Source organism: Chlorobaculum sp. MV4-Y, from assembly GCF_025244685.1.
Classification (GTDB): Bacteria; Bacteroidota; Chlorobiia; order Chlorobiales; family Chlorobiaceae; genus Chlorobaculum.
In genome coordinates this window covers 1,763,828-1,783,050 of record NZ_CP104202.1, presented here as the reverse complement: position 1 = coordinate 1,783,050, position 19,223 = coordinate 1,763,828, and the positions used below count along the sequence as shown (strand labels likewise).

At 58.5% G+C, this 19,223-nt stretch carries 19 protein-coding genes; 9 read left to right on the top strand and 10 right to left on the bottom strand.

Annotation, left to right across the window (positions count from 1 at the left end):
* Positions 1-46 precede the first annotated feature (46 nt).
* The 3 genes from NY406_RS08840 (at position 47) to NY406_RS08830 (ending at position 3,084) form a co-directional block, all read left to right on the top strand.
* Positions 47-1,096 (top strand): mechanosensitive ion channel family protein, encoded by a 1,050-nt coding sequence (locus tag NY406_RS08840; RefSeq protein WP_260533746.1) that lies wholly within the window; start codon positions 47-49, stop codon positions 1,094-1,096.
* Between the two features lie 239 nt (positions 1,097-1,335).
* Complete coding sequence (locus tag NY406_RS08835) at positions 1,336-1,764, top strand: peptidylprolyl isomerase (RefSeq protein WP_260533744.1); 429 nt, start codon at positions 1,336-1,338, stop codon at positions 1,762-1,764.
* 312 nt (positions 1,765-2,076) lie between these two features.
* Positions 2,077-3,084 (top strand): SPFH domain-containing protein, encoded by a 1,008-nt coding sequence (locus tag NY406_RS08830; protein WP_260533742.1) that lies wholly within the window; start codon positions 2,077-2,079, stop codon positions 3,082-3,084.
* Between the two features lie 22 nt (positions 3,085-3,106).
* Here NY406_RS08830 and NY406_RS08825 read toward each other — a convergent pair whose 3' ends face one another.
* Positions 3,107-3,241, bottom strand: a complete 135-nt coding sequence (locus tag NY406_RS08825; RefSeq protein ID WP_260533740.1) for a hypothetical protein — start codon at positions 3,239-3,241, stop codon at positions 3,107-3,109.
* Positions 3,242-3,349: 108 nt separating this feature from the next.
* On the opposite strand from NY406_RS08825, the gene NY406_RS08820 reads away from it, so the two are divergent.
* The 4 genes from NY406_RS08820 to NY406_RS08805 all read left to right on the top strand — a co-directional run bounded on the left by NY406_RS08820 (position 3,350) and on the right by NY406_RS08805 (position 7,599).
* On the top strand, positions 3,350-4,585 hold the full coding sequence (locus tag NY406_RS08820) for a zinc-ribbon domain-containing transport protein (RefSeq protein WP_260533738.1): 1,236 nt from the start codon (positions 3,350-3,352) through the stop codon (positions 4,583-4,585).
* Between the two features lie 39 nt (positions 4,586-4,624).
* Positions 4,625-5,431: an SDR family NAD(P)-dependent oxidoreductase gene (locus NY406_RS08815; protein ID WP_260533736.1), complete on the top strand. Its 807-nt coding sequence runs from the start codon at positions 4,625-4,627 to the stop codon at positions 5,429-5,431.
* Positions 5,425-5,586 (top strand): hypothetical protein, encoded by a 162-nt coding sequence (locus NY406_RS08810; RefSeq protein WP_260533734.1) that lies wholly within the window; start codon positions 5,425-5,427, stop codon positions 5,584-5,586. Before NY406_RS08815 ends, NY406_RS08810 begins: the two co-directional genes overlap by 7 nt.
* Positions 5,587-6,264: 678 nt before the next feature.
* On the top strand, positions 6,265-7,599 hold the full coding sequence (locus tag NY406_RS08805; protein ID WP_260533732.1) for a beta strand repeat-containing protein: 1,335 nt from the start codon (positions 6,265-6,267) through the stop codon (positions 7,597-7,599).
* Positions 7,600-8,038: 439 nt separating this feature from the next.
* Here NY406_RS08805 and NY406_RS08800 read toward each other — a convergent pair whose 3' ends face one another.
* The 5 genes from NY406_RS08800 to NY406_RS08780 form a co-directional block, all read right to left on the bottom strand.
* Positions 8,039-9,313 (bottom strand): Ni/Fe hydrogenase subunit alpha, encoded by a 1,275-nt coding sequence (locus NY406_RS08800; RefSeq protein ID WP_260533730.1) that lies wholly within the window; start codon positions 9,311-9,313, stop codon positions 8,039-8,041.
* A complete protein-coding gene (locus NY406_RS08795; protein ID WP_260533728.1) occupies positions 9,303-10,070 on the bottom strand; it encodes an NADH:ubiquinone oxidoreductase in 768 nt (255 codons plus the stop codon). Before NY406_RS08795 ends, NY406_RS08800 begins: the two co-directional genes overlap by 11 nt.
* A gap of 9 nt (positions 10,071-10,079) precedes the next feature.
* Positions 10,080-10,904: an FAD/NAD(P)-binding protein gene (locus NY406_RS08790; RefSeq protein WP_260633781.1), complete on the bottom strand. Its 825-nt coding sequence runs from the start codon at positions 10,902-10,904 to the stop codon at positions 10,080-10,082.
* A gap of 53 nt (positions 10,905-10,957) precedes the next feature.
* Positions 10,958-12,037, bottom strand: a complete 1,080-nt coding sequence (locus tag NY406_RS08785) for a 4Fe-4S dicluster domain-containing protein (RefSeq protein WP_260533727.1) — start codon at positions 12,035-12,037, stop codon at positions 10,958-10,960.
* A gap of 109 nt (positions 12,038-12,146) precedes the next feature.
* Positions 12,147-13,382 (bottom strand): peptidase U32 family protein, encoded by a 1,236-nt coding sequence (locus NY406_RS08780; RefSeq protein ID WP_260533725.1) that lies wholly within the window; start codon positions 13,380-13,382, stop codon positions 12,147-12,149.
* Between the two features lie 64 nt (positions 13,383-13,446).
* Between NY406_RS08780 and NY406_RS08775 the strand changes: the two genes are divergently transcribed.
* Together NY406_RS08775 and NY406_RS08770 are read left to right on the top strand one after the other, a co-directional pair.
* Complete coding sequence (locus tag NY406_RS08775) at positions 13,447-14,241, top strand: hypothetical protein (protein ID WP_260533723.1); 795 nt, start codon at positions 13,447-13,449, stop codon at positions 14,239-14,241.
* A complete protein-coding gene (locus NY406_RS08770; RefSeq protein ID WP_260533721.1) occupies positions 14,238-15,029 on the top strand; it encodes a TrmH family RNA methyltransferase in 792 nt (263 codons plus the stop codon). The genes NY406_RS08775 and NY406_RS08770 overlap by 4 nt, the downstream gene beginning before the upstream one ends.
* Positions 15,030-15,088: 59 nt before the next feature.
* Here NY406_RS08770 and NY406_RS08765 read toward each other — a convergent pair whose 3' ends face one another.
* The 4 genes from NY406_RS08765 to NY406_RS08750 all read right to left on the bottom strand — a co-directional run bounded on the left by NY406_RS08765 (position 15,089) and on the right by NY406_RS08750 (position 19,198).
* The gene (locus tag NY406_RS08765; protein ID WP_260533719.1) at positions 15,089-15,922 is read right to left on the bottom strand and encodes a universal stress protein; all 834 of its coding nucleotides are present in this window, start codon (positions 15,920-15,922) and stop codon (positions 15,089-15,091) included.
* Positions 15,923-15,938: 16 nt separating this feature from the next.
* On the bottom strand, positions 15,939-18,014 hold the full coding sequence (locus tag NY406_RS11230; RefSeq protein ID WP_317618647.1) for an ATP-binding protein: 2,076 nt from the start codon (positions 18,012-18,014) through the stop codon (positions 15,939-15,941).
* 8 nt (positions 18,015-18,022) lie between these two features.
* Positions 18,023-18,274 carry a hypothetical protein gene (locus NY406_RS11225; protein WP_317618646.1) on the bottom strand — a complete coding sequence of 84 codons (252 nt, stop codon included), beginning with the start codon at positions 18,272-18,274 and terminating at the stop codon, positions 18,023-18,025.
* 162 nt (positions 18,275-18,436) lie between these two features.
* Complete coding sequence (locus NY406_RS08750) at positions 18,437-19,198, bottom strand: TerC family protein (protein WP_260533717.1); 762 nt, start codon at positions 19,196-19,198, stop codon at positions 18,437-18,439.
* Positions 19,199-19,223 lie beyond the last annotated feature (25 nt).

The window sequence follows — 19,223 nt, the reverse complement described above, 5'->3', positions numbered from 1 at the left end:
TTTTTACTATGAATCGGGCCGAACGCCCGGAACCAATCAATGGACGATGATGAACGCAGAGACTCTGATCGAATCGTGGATGATGCCGGTGGCTGCCACCGTGCTGGCGGTACTGCTGTATCTGTTTGGCAATGCTGTGCTGAAACGGATTCTTGAACGCATCAGGCAAACCGTGGCGGGAAGTGCGCCGGTACTTGTCCGGCTTCTCATCCCAATCCGGTTGCTTTTTGTTCTGATCACCCTCGCCGGAATCGTGTACTATGTCCGGATACCGGGTGAGATCAAGGAGCTTCTGACTCACATCCTCTCCATCAGCTCGATAGCGGGCGTCTCATGGTTCGTGCTCAGGATTTTTGCTGTGATCGAAGAGGTGATCCGGCAGCGCTACCGGGATGCCGGAAAAAGCGACATAGAGGCGCGCCGCATTACCACCAACATCAGCCTGCTCCGGAAGATCGTCAACGTGCTGGTCGTGATTGTCGCCATTGCCGGTGTGCTGATGACCTTTGAGACCGTTCGGCAGATCGGCCTGAGCATTCTCGCCTCGGCAGGGCTTGCGGGCATCGTGATCGGTTTCGCCGCCCAGCGCAGCCTTCAGACCCTCATCGCGGGCATCCAGATCGCCATCACCCAGCCGGTGCGTCTCGGCGACATCGTGGTTGTCGAAAAGGAGAGCGGGCGTGTCGAGGAGATCACGCTCACCTACGTCGTTGTGCGTCTCTGGGACGAGCGCCGCATCATCGTACCGATTACCTGGTTCATCGACAAGCCCTTCCAGAACTGGACATTCAACTCACTCGAACTGACCGGCGCAGTGATGCTCCGGGTCGGCTACCACGTGCCGGTCGATGAAGTGCGGCGGGAGTTCGAGCGGATCGTCGCTCAGAGTTCGCTCTGGGACAAACGCATCGCCCGGCTCGAAGTCACCGATTCGGGGGATGTCACCATGGAGCTTCGCGCGCTTGTCAGTGCCGCCAACGCCACCGACCTCTGGAACCTTCGCTGCCACGTCCGCGAAAAGCTGATCTCGTTCATCCATTCTCCGCAAACTCTCGAAGACGACGACAACAACGCCGTCGAACTGCCGGTGGAGTGAGGAGGGGGAGAATACCCGGCACTGAACGTTTCGACACCAATCGGTGTACTTTGAAGTGGTGTCGCGGCAGATCAATACGGCGAGTCATGCCGGAACTTTTCGGCCCGGCTCTGGTAAAAAGTGTTATCTTCTGGCGGAATTTTTTTTCATGCGGGCAGTCGTTGGCTTTCGGTTCCGGTAAGAGTTGATGGTCTTTCTGGCGGATGTCCCGATTTTAAATGATAGAAGGAGAACGAGTTATGGCACAGGCAAAAAAAGGCGACAAGGTTCTGGTTCACTATACCGGCACGTATGATGACGGCACGGTTTTCGACAGCTCCATGGATCGCGGCCCGCTGGAGGTTACCATCGGCACCGGTATGGTGATTGCAGGCTTCGACCGCGCGCTGGTCGATATGGAACCGGGCCAGAAGAAGACGGTCAACATTCCCGTGGATGAGGCGTACGGCCCGAGAGCTGAAGAGCTGATCGCCGAAATCAAACGCGACCAGATTCCCGCCGAAATTCCGCTCGAAATCGGCCAGCAGTTGCAGTTGAGCCTCGCCGACGGTGGCGAAGCGATCGTGATGATTGTCGATCTGACCGACACCACCGTCACGCTCGACGCCAACCATCCGATGGCCGGTCTCGATCTGAACTTCGAACTCGAACTGGTCGAAATCCTCTGATTTTCTCCGTACAGGCCGTGCTTTTCTGAAAAGGCACGGCCTGAAAACGGTACTTCCTGGTCGCCTTCTTTCCCTGGAATCACTTTGAGACGATCACCTCTTTTTCAGCGCCTCCATCCACCTTGTTGCTCAATACCGTATCTTTCTTCATTCATCTGCCAATGCGCTGAAAATCTTGTCACAAGGCTATTTTCAGGAACAGGCGCCTGCAGGCAAGCAGGGTTTTGCTTTGGTTGGCGTCGTATAGTTCGGTTTTGATTGTATCTGTATGACATCAGGTTTCTTGAAGCAAACAATAAAAGGAAAAGAGATATGGCGTTATGGAATTCAGTCACGGGGCAGCTCCGTTCGGTCATCGAGTGGAAAAACCCGGCTCCGGATGTGCTTTTTGAGCGGTGGACGGATAACGGGGATGAAATCAAGAATGCATCGAAGCTGATCGTCGGCCCCGGCCAGGGCGTGATTTTTGTCTATGAAGGCAAGCCGCAGGCGGTCATCACCGAACCCGGCATGACCGACCTGAAAACGGCGAACATTCCTTTCTGGACGACCATTACCAGGTTCATGCAGGCGTTCCGGAGCGAGCACAAGGTCGGCATCTATTTTTTCCGGACAGCCGAAATCCTGAACCAGGGGTGGGGGACGCCGGGGCCGGTCAAATACCTCGATCCGCAGTACAAGTTTCCCGTCGGGATGCGCGGGTATGGCAACTTCTCGTTCCGGATTACCGATGCCGGAAGTTTCTTCGTCAACATCATGGGCCAGCGCGATCAGCTGACCATCGATGAGCTTCGCACGGTGATCGTGGCGAGGCTGGTGCAGCCGCTGACCGATTTTCTCGCAGAAGCGAAGTTCGGCTACAACGAGATCGACGCCAAACGGAACGAGATTGCCGATGGCGTCAGGGAGAAGGTTGCGCCGATCTTCGCGGCGCTCGGCTTCGGGCTGACCGATTTTCGCGTCGAGAACACCGATTTCGACGATGACACAAAGCGGCGCGTTGGGCGAGTCGCGGACATGCAGGCTGAAGCGCAGGCCGCACAGGCGGTGGGTGTCGATTTCGCCAAGCTCCAGCAGCTCGTCGCGCTTCGCGATGCCGCGCAGAATGAGGGTGGTGCTGCCGGTGCGGGGGTTGGACTTGGTGCAGGTGTCGGGCTGGGGCAGGCGATGGCTGGCATGATGGGCGGCATGAACGCGCAACAACCAGCGGCGGACGATCTGGTGGCCAAACTCTCCAAGCTGAAACAGATGCTCGACAGCAATCTCATCACGCAGGAGGAGTTCGATGCCAAAAAGCAGCAGATTCTCTCACAACTGTAACCGCTGAGCCACTCCCATGCGATCAGCTCTCTTCTCCCGCGTTGTTGCTTCCGCTACCTTTGCCGTGCTTGGTGTTCCGTTTTTTGCCGGTGAGCTTCTTGCCCGGGCAGGAGGTGGGGGTGGACATAGTGGAGGCGGGCATAGTAGTAGTGGACATTCTGGCGGTGGATTTTCCGGGGGCGGACACAGCACGTATCACAGTTTCAATAGTTATCATAGTTACGGCTCATCCGGCCATTTCGATTTTTCGGTGATTTTCACCGTCATGTTTCTTCTCGCGATGCTCTACGTCGTCTTCAACGTCGCGGCGAAATTGCGGAAAGGATCGGATGGAAGCCCATTCGAGGAGGTTATGCCTGAACTGTTGCCCGGTATCGGTAACAATGCGGGATTCCCCGGAGCCCCTGCCGGTTTCGATCAAGTCACGTTTCTCGCCAAGGTACGCAAGGCGTTTCTCGAAGTGCAGATGGCCTGGTCGGCGCAGAGCACGGACATGATGCGCCGGTTTATCTCCGACGGCGTTTACCAGCGCTTCAACACCCAGTTCAAAATGATGCGCCTGCTCCAGCAGAGCAATCCGCTGAGCGACATCAACATCTCGATGGTGTGGGTCGAGCGGATCGAGCAGGATGGCCGGTATGACATTGTCCACGCCGGCGTCAAGGCGAGCATGACCGACCGGTTTATTTGCGCCCTGAACCATGCGCTGGACGAAGAGGGGACGAGCGAATTTGTCGAGTACTGGTCGTTCATCCGCAAGCGCGGCGCGGCTGGCAAGGATATCTACGACTCCGAACAATGCCCCAACTGCGGTGCGCCGCTGCCGAAGGATATGGGCGAACTCTGCAAGTGCAAGTATTGTAACGCGATGGTCAACTCCGGCGAGTTCGACTGGGTGCTCGCCGAAATCACCCAGCAGGAGGATTACCGCAGAGACGGGCTTCATTCGGAAAAGATGCCCGATCTGGAGGCGAAGGTTACAGAAATGAATTCGGTCTATGGCGATTTTTCCGTTCAGCTCGTCGAAGACAAGGCCTCAAACGCCTGGATGCAGATGATGACCGCCAAGGCCATGCATAATCCCGCGATCATGCGGCGGTTTGTCACGGACGACCTGTTTCGGCAGCTTACGCCGAAGTACGAACAGAACAAGGAGATTTTCAACCGCATTTTCCTGAACCGCGTGACGCTCATCAAGGCCGAGCAGCGAGACGGGAAAAACATCCTCACCTTTGCGCTTACCGCGTCGATTCAGCGGGCAGTGCTCACCGGCAACAGCGTTCGGCTCGTCGATCCGGAGATCGTGGAACACGAGGAGATCATGACGCTGACCCGTGACGTCAGCGCCGGAGCCGGAAAAGGCTCGATCTACCAGCACACCTGCCCGGCCTGCGGCGCACCGGTCAAGGACACGCTCGACATCAAATGCGCCTTCTGCGGCAGCACGCTCAACAGCACGGCGAACGACTGGGTGGTGAGCGGGTTGATGGATAGGCGATAGGGCATATCTCCATTTTTTGTAATGTTTTATCAAAAAAGCATGAACCCATTAACCATCTGCATCACCGGAAGCACTGACGGCATTGGCCTTGCAGCGGCGAAGCGCTTTGCATCGGCGGGACATCGGGTGATTGTGCATGGGCGAAGTGCTTCCCGGATCAGCGATGCGTGCGCGGCAATCGTCCAGTCCACGGGCGTGGAGCCGCTTGGGGCGGTTGAGGCTGATTTCACTGATCTCGATGCGGTGTATTCGATGGGGCGGGAGCTGACGGAACGCTTTCCCGATCTCGACTTGCTTATCAACAATGCGGCGGTGTACATGCCGACGCGGACGCTGGTGCCGGAGGGGTACGAGACGACCTTCTGCGTCAACTATCTCGTTCCGGTGTTACTGACCAGTGCCGTCAAGCCGGTGCTGATTGCCAACGGCGGATCGGTGCTGAATGTGAGTTCAATGGATCATCACAGCGCCGTGTTCGATCCGTCCAACATGCAGGGCGAGCGGAGTTATTCTGGCTACGAGGCCTACGCGCGGAGCAAGCTGTTCAACATCATGTTCACCATCGACTCGTCGAGCGGTGACGAGGCCGTGAGGTCGAACTCGCTCGATCCCGGCGTGATCGCCACCAAGCTGCTGCACGCCGGATGGGCGCTTGCAGGTGACGATGTTTCAGTTGGCGGTGACGATGTTTTCGAGACGGTGATGGAGATCGCGCGGAACGACTACAACGGAGAGTATTTCGAGAACGCCCGGCCCGCAATTTGCTCTTCCGTTGCCAGAGCTCCTGCTGCCCGGCAGGAGCTGCGCGAGCTGACCGGCGAGATGCTGCGGCGGTTCGTATGCTGACTGATCGCTGGACGCAGTTCTGCCTCAACCTTGTGGTCGAGTACCACTCCGATCCGGTCGTCAACCAGTTCGCAAGCCACCGGTCATTCCATTACCGGTTCAAAACGATTCTTGACAAGGTCGCTTTAGCGCCTCCATATCATTCAGCGCCTTGAGCTTCGCTTCATCGACGGCCCAGGCCGGTGAGGTTTTTGGGCGAGCCATCGCCAAAGGTGAGCATCACCTTCTGCAGCTCATTACTCCCAGATTCACGATGATGCACAGAGCTGCCGTGTCGGTGAAGTCTTGCAGCTCTTCGCAGAAAAAGCGAACGGGCGAGTTGTCAACAGTCTCTTTATTTTATTCTCTCATCTCCTTCCGCAGGCAGATGTATTTGAACTGTTCCCGTTTGTGGTCGTCGGGGAACTTCTTGTTGCCTTACCAGCCGATGCCGATTCTCGACTTTATTTTTTGGAGCATACTGCGTGATGCTGTTGTGACGTTATGCTTTTGTTAACGCTTTGGCGGAAACGCATGGGATTAATTTTCTCTTTATGCTTCATGGTGCTTCATGCTAAATTTATAACGTAAAAGTTGTTTTTTGTAAGCCATATGTATAAACTCTCTTTTAGTATCATTGTCGATCATTTAATGATCATTTGATTTCAACAACAAACAAAAAAGGAGTTTTTCTTATGAATAAGAGCAGGAAAGTGCGCTTTCGCTGAAATTCGGTTGGTCGTCGTCGTTCTTCAAAGAAAACTCTCGATCTGGCCATCGTTTGCGGTCTTCTCTCCGTTACAGGTCTTCTGACATCTCCCAAGGACACACATGCTGCGTACAAGCCCGTACGAGTGGGTCCTGGCAACAGTACCTCAACAACTACATCTATTGATGATGTAACACATACGCTTCTCAATAAAGGCAGTTTTACCAACAACGGCAATGCATCGATTGGCGGCACCTTGGGCGTGACGGGCCAGACGTCGACGAACGGCATCATCAACACGGGTCTGTTCGCCAATGATGGTAACATCACCAACACGGGCGATCTTACCAACGGCAGCAATGCATCGATCGGCGGCAATGCATCGATCGGCGGCACCTTGGACGTGGCAGATCAGACGTCGACGAACGGCATCACCAACACCGGCGCTCTGTCATCAACAGATGGTAGTGCTTCTCTGAACGTCGTTGACGGAAGTGCGTCGCTTGGTGTCACCAATGCAGGCGGTCACCTGAACGGCATTACTGCTGATGCGACCAGTACAACTATTTCAGGAGGTACGGCATCGACAACCCAGGTGCTTAATAACAACGGAGTTTCTTTCATCGACTCCGCGAACGGCCAAACCTTTGCCGTCTCCAACAGCGCACAGGCTGACCTTGGTAATAATACAGCAGCTGCCGGCGCGCTGACCATCCATGATGGAGCTGGAGACGCAACCACCGCTAAGTTGACCTCAGGCGGTATGCTTGTCGATGACGGCACAAACACCGGCACCTATGGCGCCAACGGCGTTACCATTACCGGCGGGCCTAACCATAATGTTAGCCTGTCGAGCGCAGGGCTGGACAACGGTAACAACAAAATCATCAACGTTGCTCCGGGCGAGTTGAGTGGCACCTCGACCGACGCGGTTAACGGCAGCCAGCTCTACGCAACCGGCACCAGCACGGCCACCAACTTCGGTGGTGGCTCCACCTATGACACGACCACCGGTATCGTTACCGCGCCGACCTATGCTGTTCAGGGGAATAACTACAACAACGTCGGTTCTGCAATCGGCGCGCTCGACGGCAGCGTGACCCGGCTCGGTAACCGCCTCGACCGTGTGGGTGCCATGTCGGCAGCGTTGAGCGGTGTGCAGCCAATGCCGTTCAACGGCGAGAACCCGATGCAGATCGGCATTGCCGGCGGTATGTACAATGGTAAGTATGCCGTTGCGCTTGGTCTGAACGCCTATGCGAGTGAACGCGTGCTCTTTAACCTGGGCGGAGCAATCTCAGGTGGCGAAGCAATGGGACGCGCAGGCGTTTCGATAGCGCTCGGACGTTCCAAGCCCAAAGCGCCGACCGCGTCAACGTCGGAGGTTGTGGCGTTGCGTAACGTGGTCGATACTCAGAACTCGCAGATCCAGGTGTTGATGCGCAGGCTTGCTGATCTTGAAAACAAGGTCTCTAAATAGTAAAGACGTCATCTCGGTAATGCAGTCACAAGTGTGACGCAACAAAGCTGCCCCGGTAAAACGGGGCAGCTTTGTTTTGGGACTATGACAGTAATCGAGGTCAGCCGTGCGGCAGTGACTTTTTCGTAGATCGAGCTGCGCTTGGTCAATGTTGCACGCGCCAGCTTCGAAGAGCTTTTGCTCGACTACGAGGATTCCCTGCGCTAAACGCCGAGGCGGTTCCGGAAAGAACGGACACATCGGGTGAATTTAATTGATCTGTCAGAGCAGGAGCCCCATAAGAGCGGGCCCGGCCGACAGCCGACACCTGCCGGGGGTATTCCCGCATGTCCTCAGTGCGGCAGGTCAATAGTTTTGCGAACCGCTAAAACTGGCAAAACGCAGGTACGCAGTTTTAGGACTGCAGCAACTATCCCGAGTGCAAAGGTGCGGTGCGGCTTTAATGCACCGAGCACGAAATGCAGGGGTCGTAGGAGCGCACCAGCATTTCGCAGAGTTTTTCAACCTCTTTTTCTCCTTTGCCTTGCGCGAGCGCTTGCTCGGCGAGGGCGTGCAAATCGTAGTGGATGTTGGCGTTGTTCTGCGTTGTGGGAATGATACAGTCGCCCTTGACCACCTTGCCCTCGTCGTCGGTCTCCATGTAATGGTAGAGCACGCCTCGCGGGGCTTCGACGGCTCCGGTGGCGGCTCCGGCGCGGGGTTTGTAGCTGGTGCGAATGTCGTGCAAATTGTCGTCGAGCAGGCGATCGATGATCGCTTCGGCGTTTTCGACGATGTGGTGGCACTCGACGAGCTGGGCGATGTTGTTCATGAAGGGGTTGTGGCAGACCGGTTCGAGGCCGAACGCTGCTGCTGCCTCTTTGGCTCGCGGGTGGAGTTGGTCGTAGTTGTTGTTGAACCGCGCGAGCGCTCCGGCAGCCGATGATTCACGGCTGACCCTCGTGAACTTCGAGGTGGAGAAGTCAACCGTGTATTCGTTGGTCATCAGCAGGTAGTCGTTCTCGTCGCGTTTGACGCCGTCGGTCGAGACGAGGTTGCCGCCGATGTACGGGTAGCTTTCGCCGTCGAAGAGCGAGATGAACTCGGTTTCGCGTACGAACTCCGGAATCCGGAGCGTCATGAAGAAGTCGGTGGCACGTTCGAGCATCGGCTTGCGGTCAGCGATCATCTGCTTGATTTCGGCGAGGCGCTGCTTCGACGGGGCTTTGCTGACACCACCGAGCACCAGGCTGACCGGGTGCGTGGCGCGTCCGCAGGTGGCGATGCTTAGTTCGTTGCCAAGCTCCTTGAGCATGAGTCCTGCTTCGACCACCTCGGGATGCGATTGCAGAAGCGGTACGGCGCTCGGTGTGCCCATGAAGTCCGGCGCGGCGAGGAAAAAGAGGTGCAACGCGTGGCTTTGCAGCGTTTCGCCGTGCATGGCGAGCAGGCGGATGATCTTCGCTGTGTCGGGCGGCGTGATCTGCATGGCGCGTTCGAGCGAGCGGATGCTGGCCAGCGAGTGGCTGATCGAGCAGATGCCGCAGATGCGCGAGGTGAGGAACGGCACCCGCTCGGCGCTCATCCCCTTGACCATCATTTCAAAGAAGCGCGGCGTTTCGACCACCGCCCACTTGGCGTCAACGAGCTTGCCGTCCCTGACCGAAATGCGAATATCGCCGTGGCCTTCGGCCCTCGGCAGGTGGTGGATGTCTATGTTGAAGTCAACCTTCATGGTTCAGGTAATCTGCGAAACCATTGTAAAATGCGAGCTTTTCGTTCATCTCGTCCATGCTGAGTCCCTTCTCTTTCACAAGCTCCGTGAATGAGGCATAGTTGACGCCGTCCGCCGGGCCGCGGCAGCCGAGGCAGACCGTTTTGCCTGACGGGCAGACTGCGTCGCAGCCCGCGCGCGAGATTGGCCCGAGGCACACCTCGCCGAGATCGAACAGGCAGGTGTTGAGCCGCTGCTTGCACTCGACGCACACCGGGTACTTCGGCAGCGAGATGGGCGAGCGGGTGGCAATGCTCACCACGATGCGCTCGACCTCCTCCTTGTTCACCGGGCAGCCGGGAATCGAGTAATCGACCGTGACGAAGTCGCTGATCTTGTGCGACTCCTGCATCGTGTCGATCTCTTTGTCGCCATAGACCGTGCGGATGCACTCCTCTTTCGGGAACTTGTTCTTCTGCGCGTTCATGCCGCCGAAGCAGGCGCAGGTTCCGTAGGCAACGAGCACCTTGGCCTGGGCGCGGATCGCCTTCAATCGCTCGACCTCATCCTGGCGCGTGATGCTTCCTTCAACCAGCGCGATGTCGTAATCGTCCAATCGCTCCGAGGAGATTTCGCGGAAGTTCCTTATGTCGAGCAGCGCGAGGAACTCCGGCAAGGTCGATTCCTTGTTGGCGAGCTGGAGCTGGCACCCTTCGCAGCAGGTGAAGTCGAAGGAGCCGATTTTCAGCTTTTCTGTGTCGAATCCGAGGTGGTTCATGCTCACTCCTTAAATCGCTTCCTTGAGGTTCATGACGCTCCAGTAGTCGAACACCGGGCCGTCGAGGCAGGTGAAGGTCGAGCCGACCATGCAGCGGCAGCATTTGCCCATGCCGCAGTGCATCCGGCGCTCCAGCGACACGAACATCCGGTTCATCGGAATGCTGAGCTTGTCGAGATGCGTGCAGACGAACTTGAACATCACTGGCGGGCCGCAGACGATCGCCCAGGTGTTTTTCGGGTCGATCGTGATCTCGTCGAAGAGCGAGGTGATCATTCCCGTGCGTCCCGTCCACTTGTCGTCCGGCTTTTCGACGATGGTGTGCAGGTCGATATGGCTGACGGTTTTCCACTCCTCGAACTGGTAGGTGAAAAGCATTTGCGACGGCTCCTTCGCGCCGTAAAGGAAGCTGACGTTGCGGTAGTGGTCGCGGTGGTCGTTGATCCAGAAAAGCGGCGCGCGCAACGGGGCGATGCCGAGGCCGCCCGCGACGAGCAGCACGTCCGAGTCCTGCATCGCTTCCATCGGGAACGAGGTGCCGAATGGCCCCCGGACGGCGACGAACGCGCCCTGCCGGGCCTCGAACAAGGCCGAGGTGACGTGGCCCGCCTTGCGGATACAGAGTTCGATGAATTCGCGGTTGCTCGTGGCACTTGAAATCGAGATCGGTGCTTCGCCGTAGCCTGGCACTTCAAGCATCAGGAACTGGCCCGGCCGGAAGGTGAACAGCTCGCGCTCGCGCGGATCGACGATGCGAAGCTGGAACAGCCGCTCGTGCTCCGATAGCGGCACGATGTTGGTGATGCGGCACTTGTAGCCGTGGTCCGTCACCATGACCTCCGACTTCTTGCCGAAATCGGGGCTCGTGCGGGCGAACGGCGCGCGGTTCAGCTCTTCTGCGGGGATGTTGAAACGCAGGTCATGCATGATTCTTTTTCCAGTCTGAGGTCGTTGATGAGGTCCTTCGGGTTGATGCCGGCCAGGCAGGCGCGTCCGCAGCGGTTGCAGCCGACGCAGATCTGCTGGTTGTCGTTGGCCGCGAAGCCGCGGTAGTGATGATAGTAACGGTACTTGAGCCGGTCGCCGTTTTTCGGGCGGAAGTTGTGGCCGCCGGTCACTTCGGCGAAATCGACCAGGTTGCACGAGTAGAGGCGCTTCTCCCGGCTGGAGCTTCCGAGGCCGGTTTCGACGTGCTCTTCGACGTTGTAGCAGTAGCAGGTCGGGCAGACCATTGCGCAGGTTCCGCAGTTCAGGCACTTGTCGCCCCACTTTTCCCAGATGGGCGAGTCGAACTCCAGATCGAGAAACATCGGCAGGCCGGTTACCTCGACGTTGGTCGTGAAGCTCTGCTTGATCGTCTTGCGCCGCTCGATGAGCAGGCAGTCGTCGTCGTAGGTCGGGTCGGCGGTTTCGAACTCCTTGAGGAAGTTGAAGGCCTTTGAGGAGTTGATCGACAGGAAGTATTTCTCGCCGATGTCCGAGGCGAAGAGGTTGAAGCCGTGGTCGGTTGTGTGCCGGTTCATCGACTTGCAGAAGCAATCCGGTAGCGGCAGGTGATCCATGCCGATGATAAAGGTGTTCTTGCGCCGCGCCAGGTAGTAGGGCGACGGATATGGCCCCTTGAGCATCACCTCGTCGAGGATGTTGATGGCGTTGATGTCGCACGGACGCAGGCCGAACAGCACGATCGGTGGTGCGTCGTAGCTGACCTGTTGATCCCAGTTGCCATCGCGGAAATTGAACTTTGACAGTTCCTCACGGAACGGCATGATCAGATGCTTGGCGGACGAGGTTGTGACGGTGTAGTCGAAGGCGATTTCGTCCGCGGACGAGACCGGCATAAACTGGTAGATCGGTTTGCCATTGCGGTCGGTATCGACCTGGCGCGGGCCGTAGGAGGTGTTCGCCCGGACGAGGGCATCGACGAAGGCGCGGAATTCGGGTTTGGAGATGACTTTGTAGATCATCGCTGTCTCCGGTTTTGGCAAGGTGCCCGTTGATAACGCTCTACCTGTATGGAAAGCGTCATCTCCTACAAATGTACGCAAAAGCCCGAGACGAGAAAGGGGTAAGTTGTTAATTTTTCAACAAAACATACACTTTGTCGTTTTTACGGACGCGGCTGCATCTGACGGTGAAAATCTGGCCCTGCTCGACCCGGTTTGCAGGTTCGCCGTCAAGATGCAGCTTAGGCTCCGGTACGGTGACGAGGCCTGTCGCCGGGCCTTGAATCGAGAGCGTCGCTCCGGCGTCGATGCCGGGGCCGTGCACGAGGATTTCCGCCACGCCTGCTTTGGGGAAATACTTTCGGACGAGGCCGACGTAGCTCTTGGTTTCGGTCGCAACCGAACCGTGGTGCCGCGCCCACGAGTCTGCCGGTTTGCCGAAAAAGAAGCCTTCGGAGAAGCCGCGATGGTAAACTTTTTTCAGCTTCTCCTGAAGTCCGTCAGCCAGCGAGCGGTAAGCCTCGGCGAAATCTTCGTCGTTCCGGTGTGCAGCGATGAAGTCGATGGCCTTGCGGTAGGCCGCAGTGGTGGTGGCGACGTATTCGGGGCTGCGGTTACGGCCTTCGATCTTGAACGCACCGATGCCCGCGTCGAAGAGCTGATCAAGAAAGGCGATGGTGCAGAGATCCTTCGGGCTCATCACATAGTCGGAGCCGAGTTCGAGTTCGAAGCCCTCCTCGACATCGGCGATGCGGTATGAGCGGCGGCAGGGCTGCACGCACTCGCCGCGATTGGCCGACCGGCCGAACAGCTCCTGCGAGAGAAAGCAACGTCCTGAGACCGCTACGCACATCGCGCCGTGTACGAAGCTTTCGACCGTCACCGGCAGCTTTTCGGTTTCGATCATTTTCGTGATCGCCGTCGCCTGGTCGAGTGTCAATTCGCGCGCGAGCACGATCATCCGTGCGCCGAGCGAGGCGTAGAAGCGGAGTGCGTCGATGTTGCTCACCGAGGCCTGCGTCGAGAGGTGGATCGGCATTTCGTGGCGACGGCACGCCTCAATGACTGCCATATCCCAGCAGATCACCGCGTCGAGTCCGGCGGCTTTTGCGGTGGCGACGGTGCGGTCAACCTCGCCGAGCTCAGCGTCGTAGATCACCGAGTTCAGCGCGAGATACGCTTTCGCGCCGTTACTCCGGCAGAGCCGCGTGATGCCGCCGAACTCACCCGGCGAAAAGCTCTTGCTCGCGGCCCGCATGTTGAACCCCTCTGCACCGAAATAGACGGCGTTCGCTCCGGCATCGAGGGCGGCGCGCATCGAAGTCCAGTCGCCGGCGGGCGAGATCAGTTCAGGCTTGGTGTGCATGTCGGGGCGAAAAGCGAATTATTCGTTACTTTAGTGGTCAAAATATAACAACTGATTTGACGATATGAACCAACGCCTCACCGCCGGTTTGCTTGTCGGCATTTCCATAGTATTTATCGCCGCTGAACTTCTTGTCGCCACGCTTGGTGGTTTCGATCCGGGATGGATGGTGCTTCTCCTTTCGCTCTATGCCGGGCTTGTTGGTTTGCTGTTCGGTCTGCGCACCATGTCGGAAGGGCGTCGCGAGGTGGTCGAGAGCGTCTCGGAGCGGCGCGCGCGAGCCAAGCGCGACGGGCTGGTCGGCAATCTGCTCGATGACTACGAGATCGACGAGGAGTTTCTCGGACGCGGTGTGCGTAAACCAAGATCCACAAAACCATCGGGCTCCCCTTCATCGGGTGCTTCGAAGGAGCGGGTTCCTGATGACGAGGAGCTGAAGTCCGCCGTTACGGCCTATGCCGGCATGGTTGGCGGCATTGTCACTCTGCGCGAAACCCTCGAGTCGATGGACGCCGCCGCTTTTTCGTCGATGGCACGCAAGGCCGGTATGGGCGGCGTAACGCGCGACCGAGTACTGGCCGTCGTGGTTGAAATGGTTTCGGCGCAAGGTCCGGCCAAAAGCAATGAATCGCCAGCCCTCTCGCTCTCCATCGACAAGGAGTCGTTCGACGACTACATCAAGCGCTGCATGACCGAACCAGATGTCTGCATCGACGATGATGCAACCGACAGCGAAGGCTTTTCGGTGGGCCTCGATGCGGGCGATCTTTCGTCGAGGCCAGGCACGCCGCCAACCGAATTTTCCCATGATCCGAAGGCGGTCATGGAGCGCTTCAAACGTTCGACGGAAAAGCGATGAGGCGCGAACCATTTCCGCCGCTGAGCAAGGCGATGCTGGGCCGTCTGGCGCGGCTCGGGCAGAAGAAGCATCGCGACAGCGAAAGCCTGTTTCTTGCCGAGGGGTTGCGCACGGTAAGCGAGCTGCTCCAGAGTTTGCCCGATCCGGCAATGTTGCACGCGCTTGTGCTCGACGAAAATGCGGCGGCTCAGCTCGATGGCTTGAGGCGTTTCGCCGGGAAGGTGTGGCTTGCCGGGACGGATGATTTCCGGCGACTCGCGCAGACCACCTCGCCGCAGGGCGTCTGTGCTGCGTTCCGCAAGCCGCAGGGCGGCGAATACCGGCCCGCATCCGCCCGTTCGTTCGTCGTGGCGCTCGATGACGTGCAGGATCCGGGCAACGTCGGCACGATCATCCGCACTGCTGCCTGGTTCGGCGCGGAAGCGGTCATCTGCGGGCGCGGCACTGCCGATCCCTTCAACGCCAAATCGGTCCGGTCGAGTGCAGGCAGCATCTTCGCGCTCGGAATTGACACCACTCCTGACCTCGCCAAAACGCTACGCCGCCTGCAAACCGATGGCTTCACGGTTGCGGCCTCAGCGCTCAACGGGCAGGACTACCGTTCCTTTGCAGTGTGGCCCGATCGACGGATACTTGTCATCGGCAACGAAGCCAACGGTATCAGCACCGAAGTGCTCGCTCTCGCCAACCGTCGTCTCCTGATTCCCCACGCCGGGGCCCACCCCGCCGTCGAATCCCTTAATGCCTCGGTTTCAGCGGGGATTTTGATGGCGACGATAAATGGATAATTGATGAATTCTGTAAGGGCGCACCTGTATGTCCGCCCTGTTGTTTCCCAGAGTTCAATTCATTTTACCACCAATACCGGGTAGTCGATGTTGTCGATCAGTTCGCGGATGGTCGCGTCCGGCAGGTTCATGCCTTCGCCAATGACGAGGAGGCCGGAGTCGATCATTCTTATGAAGCTGGCGAGCTGTTTGCCTTCGGTGAAGGGGAGATGGTCGTATTCGGTTTCGATGGGTCGCCCGTTGAGCATCGCGTTCGCCTCTTTTTTGCAGCGCTCCACGGCTTCCGTGGTTGGGTCGGTGACGAGCAGGTGAAGCGTGCTTTTCGGCCCGGCGATTTCGAGCGCTGTCCGGAGGGCGCGCTTCGAGGCTTCCGAGCTGTCGCAGAGCACCAGCAGTGGGCCTTCGGCGGCTGTGACGCCGGGACGCATCAGCATCACGTTCATCTTGCATTCGTCGAGCGCCGTGCGGGCTGTTGAGCCAAGTCCTTTGCGGCAAGACGGAGAGCGTCCGCTTCGGCCAAGCACCAGCATGTCCGCTTCCGGCGCGGCTTGCATGAGCTGTTCGGAGACCATGCCCCGCAGTACGCGGAAAGTGTGATGGAGTGTCCGGGTCTGGGCGATATGCTCCAGCATTTTCCGCGCCTGCTCCGCCTGGCGCCTGAGCATCCGTTCGAGCTGCGCGGTGTCGAGCTTTTCGGTGGTCGCGGTGTCGAGGCGCACCTGTTCGGCAAAGGGCAGGCCCGCCACGCGCAGGAGGTTGATGTCTTCGACAAAAATGCCGATCAGCTCTGCCTTGAGCCGCGCGGCCATCTCGGCAGCGGCTTCGAGCGACGCCTTGCTGTGCGGCGAGCAGTCGATGGCAACGGCTATCGAGTGAATGATGCGGTTTGTCATCGTTGATACCTCTCTTTTATTTTTCCGATTCGCCGTTCTGTTTTTTGCCGAACGATTTTTGCTTTTCAGCCATCGTCTTGAGCCGCTCGAACACTTTTGCGTTGACTGTGCCTGCGGGCCACGCGCCGTTTTCGTCGGGTTCTCCAGCCGGAACGCCGGTCAGAATTTCGATGCCTTCGTCGATGGTCGAGACCGGCCAGATCGAGAATTGTCCCTCTTTGACTGCCTTGACAATGTCGTGCCGGAGCATCAGGTGCCTGATGTTTGAGGCGGGGATCATTACGCCGTGGCGCCCGTCGAGGCCACGCGCGTTGCAAAGATCGAAAAATCCTTCGATTTTTTCGTTGACGCCGCCGATAGCCTGCACCTGGCCGCGCTGGTTGACCGAGCCTGTGACGGCGAGCGACTGGCGGATCGGAATGCCGGAGATCGCCGAGAGCAAAGCGTAGAGTTCGGTGGATGAGGCGCTGTCGCCCTCGATGCCGCCGTAGGATTGCTCGAACACCAGCGTCGCGGAGAGCGAGAGGGGCTGCTCGGCGGCGTAGCGCGAGCCGAGGAACCCCGACAAAATCATCACCCCTTTCGAGTGGATCGGCCCGCCCATTTCGACCTCGCGCTCGATATCGATTACCTCGCCCTTGCCGAGCCGTACCCGTGCCGTGATGCGACTCGGCGTGCCGAAGCTCTGTTCGCCCAGCGAATAGACCGAGAGGCCATTAATCTGCCCGACCTCTTCCGACGAGGTGTCGATCAGGATCGTGCCGCGCATCATCGCGTCCCGCATCCGCTCCTGAACCCGCGCCGATCGGTATCGCTGTGCTTCGAGCATCGCTTCCACATCGTCGGCGCTCACCTGCGTCCGCTTGTTTTGTGCGGCGTGGTACTCTGCCTCGTGCGCGAGGTCGCGGATCGCCTGAAGATTCGAGGTGAGCCGGGTGGCGTCGCCCGCCATGCGGGAGCCGTGCTCGATGATGCGGGCCACCGCACCGCGCTCAAAGGGCAGGAGCTTGTCGCGCGCGGCTATCGAGCCGACGAGGCGCGCGTAGGCCAGATGCGTTTCCGGGGTGCGCTCCATGTCGTTGTCGAAATCGGCGGCGATCTTGAACAGCTCGTTGAAGTCGGGATCGTAACTGCTCAGCATGGAGTAAAGCTGTCGCTCGCCGAGCAGCACGACCTTGATGTCGAGCGGAATAGGTTCCGGTTCGAGCGAAATGGTGCTTACGAGGCTGTAGAGCTGCGCGAGCGATTCGATGCGGATCTGGCGGGTGCGAAGCGCTTTCTTGAGTGCTTCCCATGCGAAGGGTTCGAGCAACAGACGCCGTGCGTCGAGGATGAGGTAGCCGCCGTTGGCCCGGTGCAAGGCACCCGGCTTGATGAGCGTGAAGTCGGTGATGAGCGTGCCCATCTGCGCGGCGTGCTCGATGTCACCCACGAGGTTCTGGGAGGCGGGTTTGTCTTCGAGAATCACCGGCGCGCCGTCGAGCTGGCTGTTGTCGATCATCACGTTGACTCGATAGCGGACGGTGGAGAGCCTGCGCCCGGCGGGGCCAAATGGCTGTAGCGTCATGAGCGGCCCTTCGTCCGGCGACTCTTTTTCGAAGAACTGGCCGAAGTTTTCGATCATGTCCTTTTCGACTTCGCCCAGATAGCGAAGCACCGCTTCGACCTCTTTGTATCTGGCTCTGATTTCATCCATGAGCGGCTTCAGGGCGAATGCCGACACCTCGCGGTTCAGCTCCTTGATCTTCTCTGCGGTTTCCCGCTGCCACTTGGGAAACTGCGCCATGATCGATTGGAGGTTGTCGCGCAGTCGTCCGGTCTCCTTTTCGATCTGGTCGCGCTCCTCCTGCTTCAGCTTCAGGTAGTCGTCCGGCGCGATTACCGCTTCCTCGCGCACCGGCGCGAAAGCGAATCCGCCTGGCGTGCGGATGAGGGTGATTTCGTGTTCTCTCGCGTCCTTTTCGAGTGCCTCCATGGCGTTGGCTTGCTTTTCCTGCAACGCCTCGCCGATCTCCTTTTCCCGAGACTGGTACTCTTCGCTGCTGAATGCGGCAGGCATGACGCTGAAAAGCGTTTCGACGAGGCGCTCCATGTCGTTCCTCAGCTCGCAGCCGCGGCGTCGTTGAGAAATTGCAGCACGGTGCTCTCCTTGCCGGTGCCTGCCGGGCCGAGGGCGAAGAGGTTGAAGCCATCGCGCCGTATGCCCATGCCGAGCCGGATGGCGTCAAGCGCTCGCTCCTGGCCGGCGATTCCAGCCGGGCCATCGATTTCGGCGGTGGTGCTGAAGGTGAACTGGCCGGGATCGCACCGGTTGTAGAGCTGCGTGGGGAGGAGTTTTGCTGGAACCGGCATGGTGTATGCTCCTTTTTCCGGACGGCGAAAGGGTCTCAACCGGAAGCGGCCTCCCGCCGGAATCGGAAAGCCGCCTTTCTGGACGCACGGTCAACGATCTGGTTGACGTTCTTTTTCAAAGAACTTTTGACGGTTCAGAAATGGTTCCCTGAACCGTCGCGCTCAGACGGTCTCATCCTCCTCTTCCTCCAGTGCCTTGCGCAGATGCACCGGCGGCTCGGTTTCCCGCTTGCGCAGGCGGAGGTTGAGCATCTCCACCGAGACCGAGAAGGCCATTGCGAAGTAGATATAGCCGCGCGGGAACTCGAAGCCGGCTCCTTCGGCCACCAGCGTTGCTCCGACGAGAATCAGGAAGCTCAGGGCGAGCATCTTGATGGTCGGGTGGCGATCGACGAACTCGCCGATCGATTTCGAGGCGGCCATCATGATAAAGACGGCGATCATGATAGCGAGGATCATGACCGGAATATCTTTGGCCAGACCGACGGCGGTGATGACCGAGTCGAGCGAGAAGACGATGTCGATGACGGCGATCTGGATGAGCGTCATGACGAAGTTCGAAGCGGAGCGCTCCTTGATGACCTCTTCCGAGCCTTCGAGGCTCTGGTGAATTTCGTGGGTGCTCTTGGCGAGCAGGAACAGTCCGCCGCCGAGCAGGATGAGGTCACGGCCCGTGACGGGGTGGCCGAAAGCGGTGAGCAGCTCGTTGGTCAGGCGCATCACCCAGGTGATCGAGAGCAGCAGCGCGATGCGGGTAAGCATTGCCAGGCCGAGGCCGAGGATGCGCCCCGGTTTCTGCTGCTCTGCGGGCATCCGGCTCACGATGATCGTCAGAAAAATGATGTTGTCGATGCCGAGGACGATTTCAAGCGTCGTCAGCGTCAACAGTGCGATCCAAGCCTCCGGGCTGAAAATCCATTCCATGCAGTGTAGAGTATATATATATTGA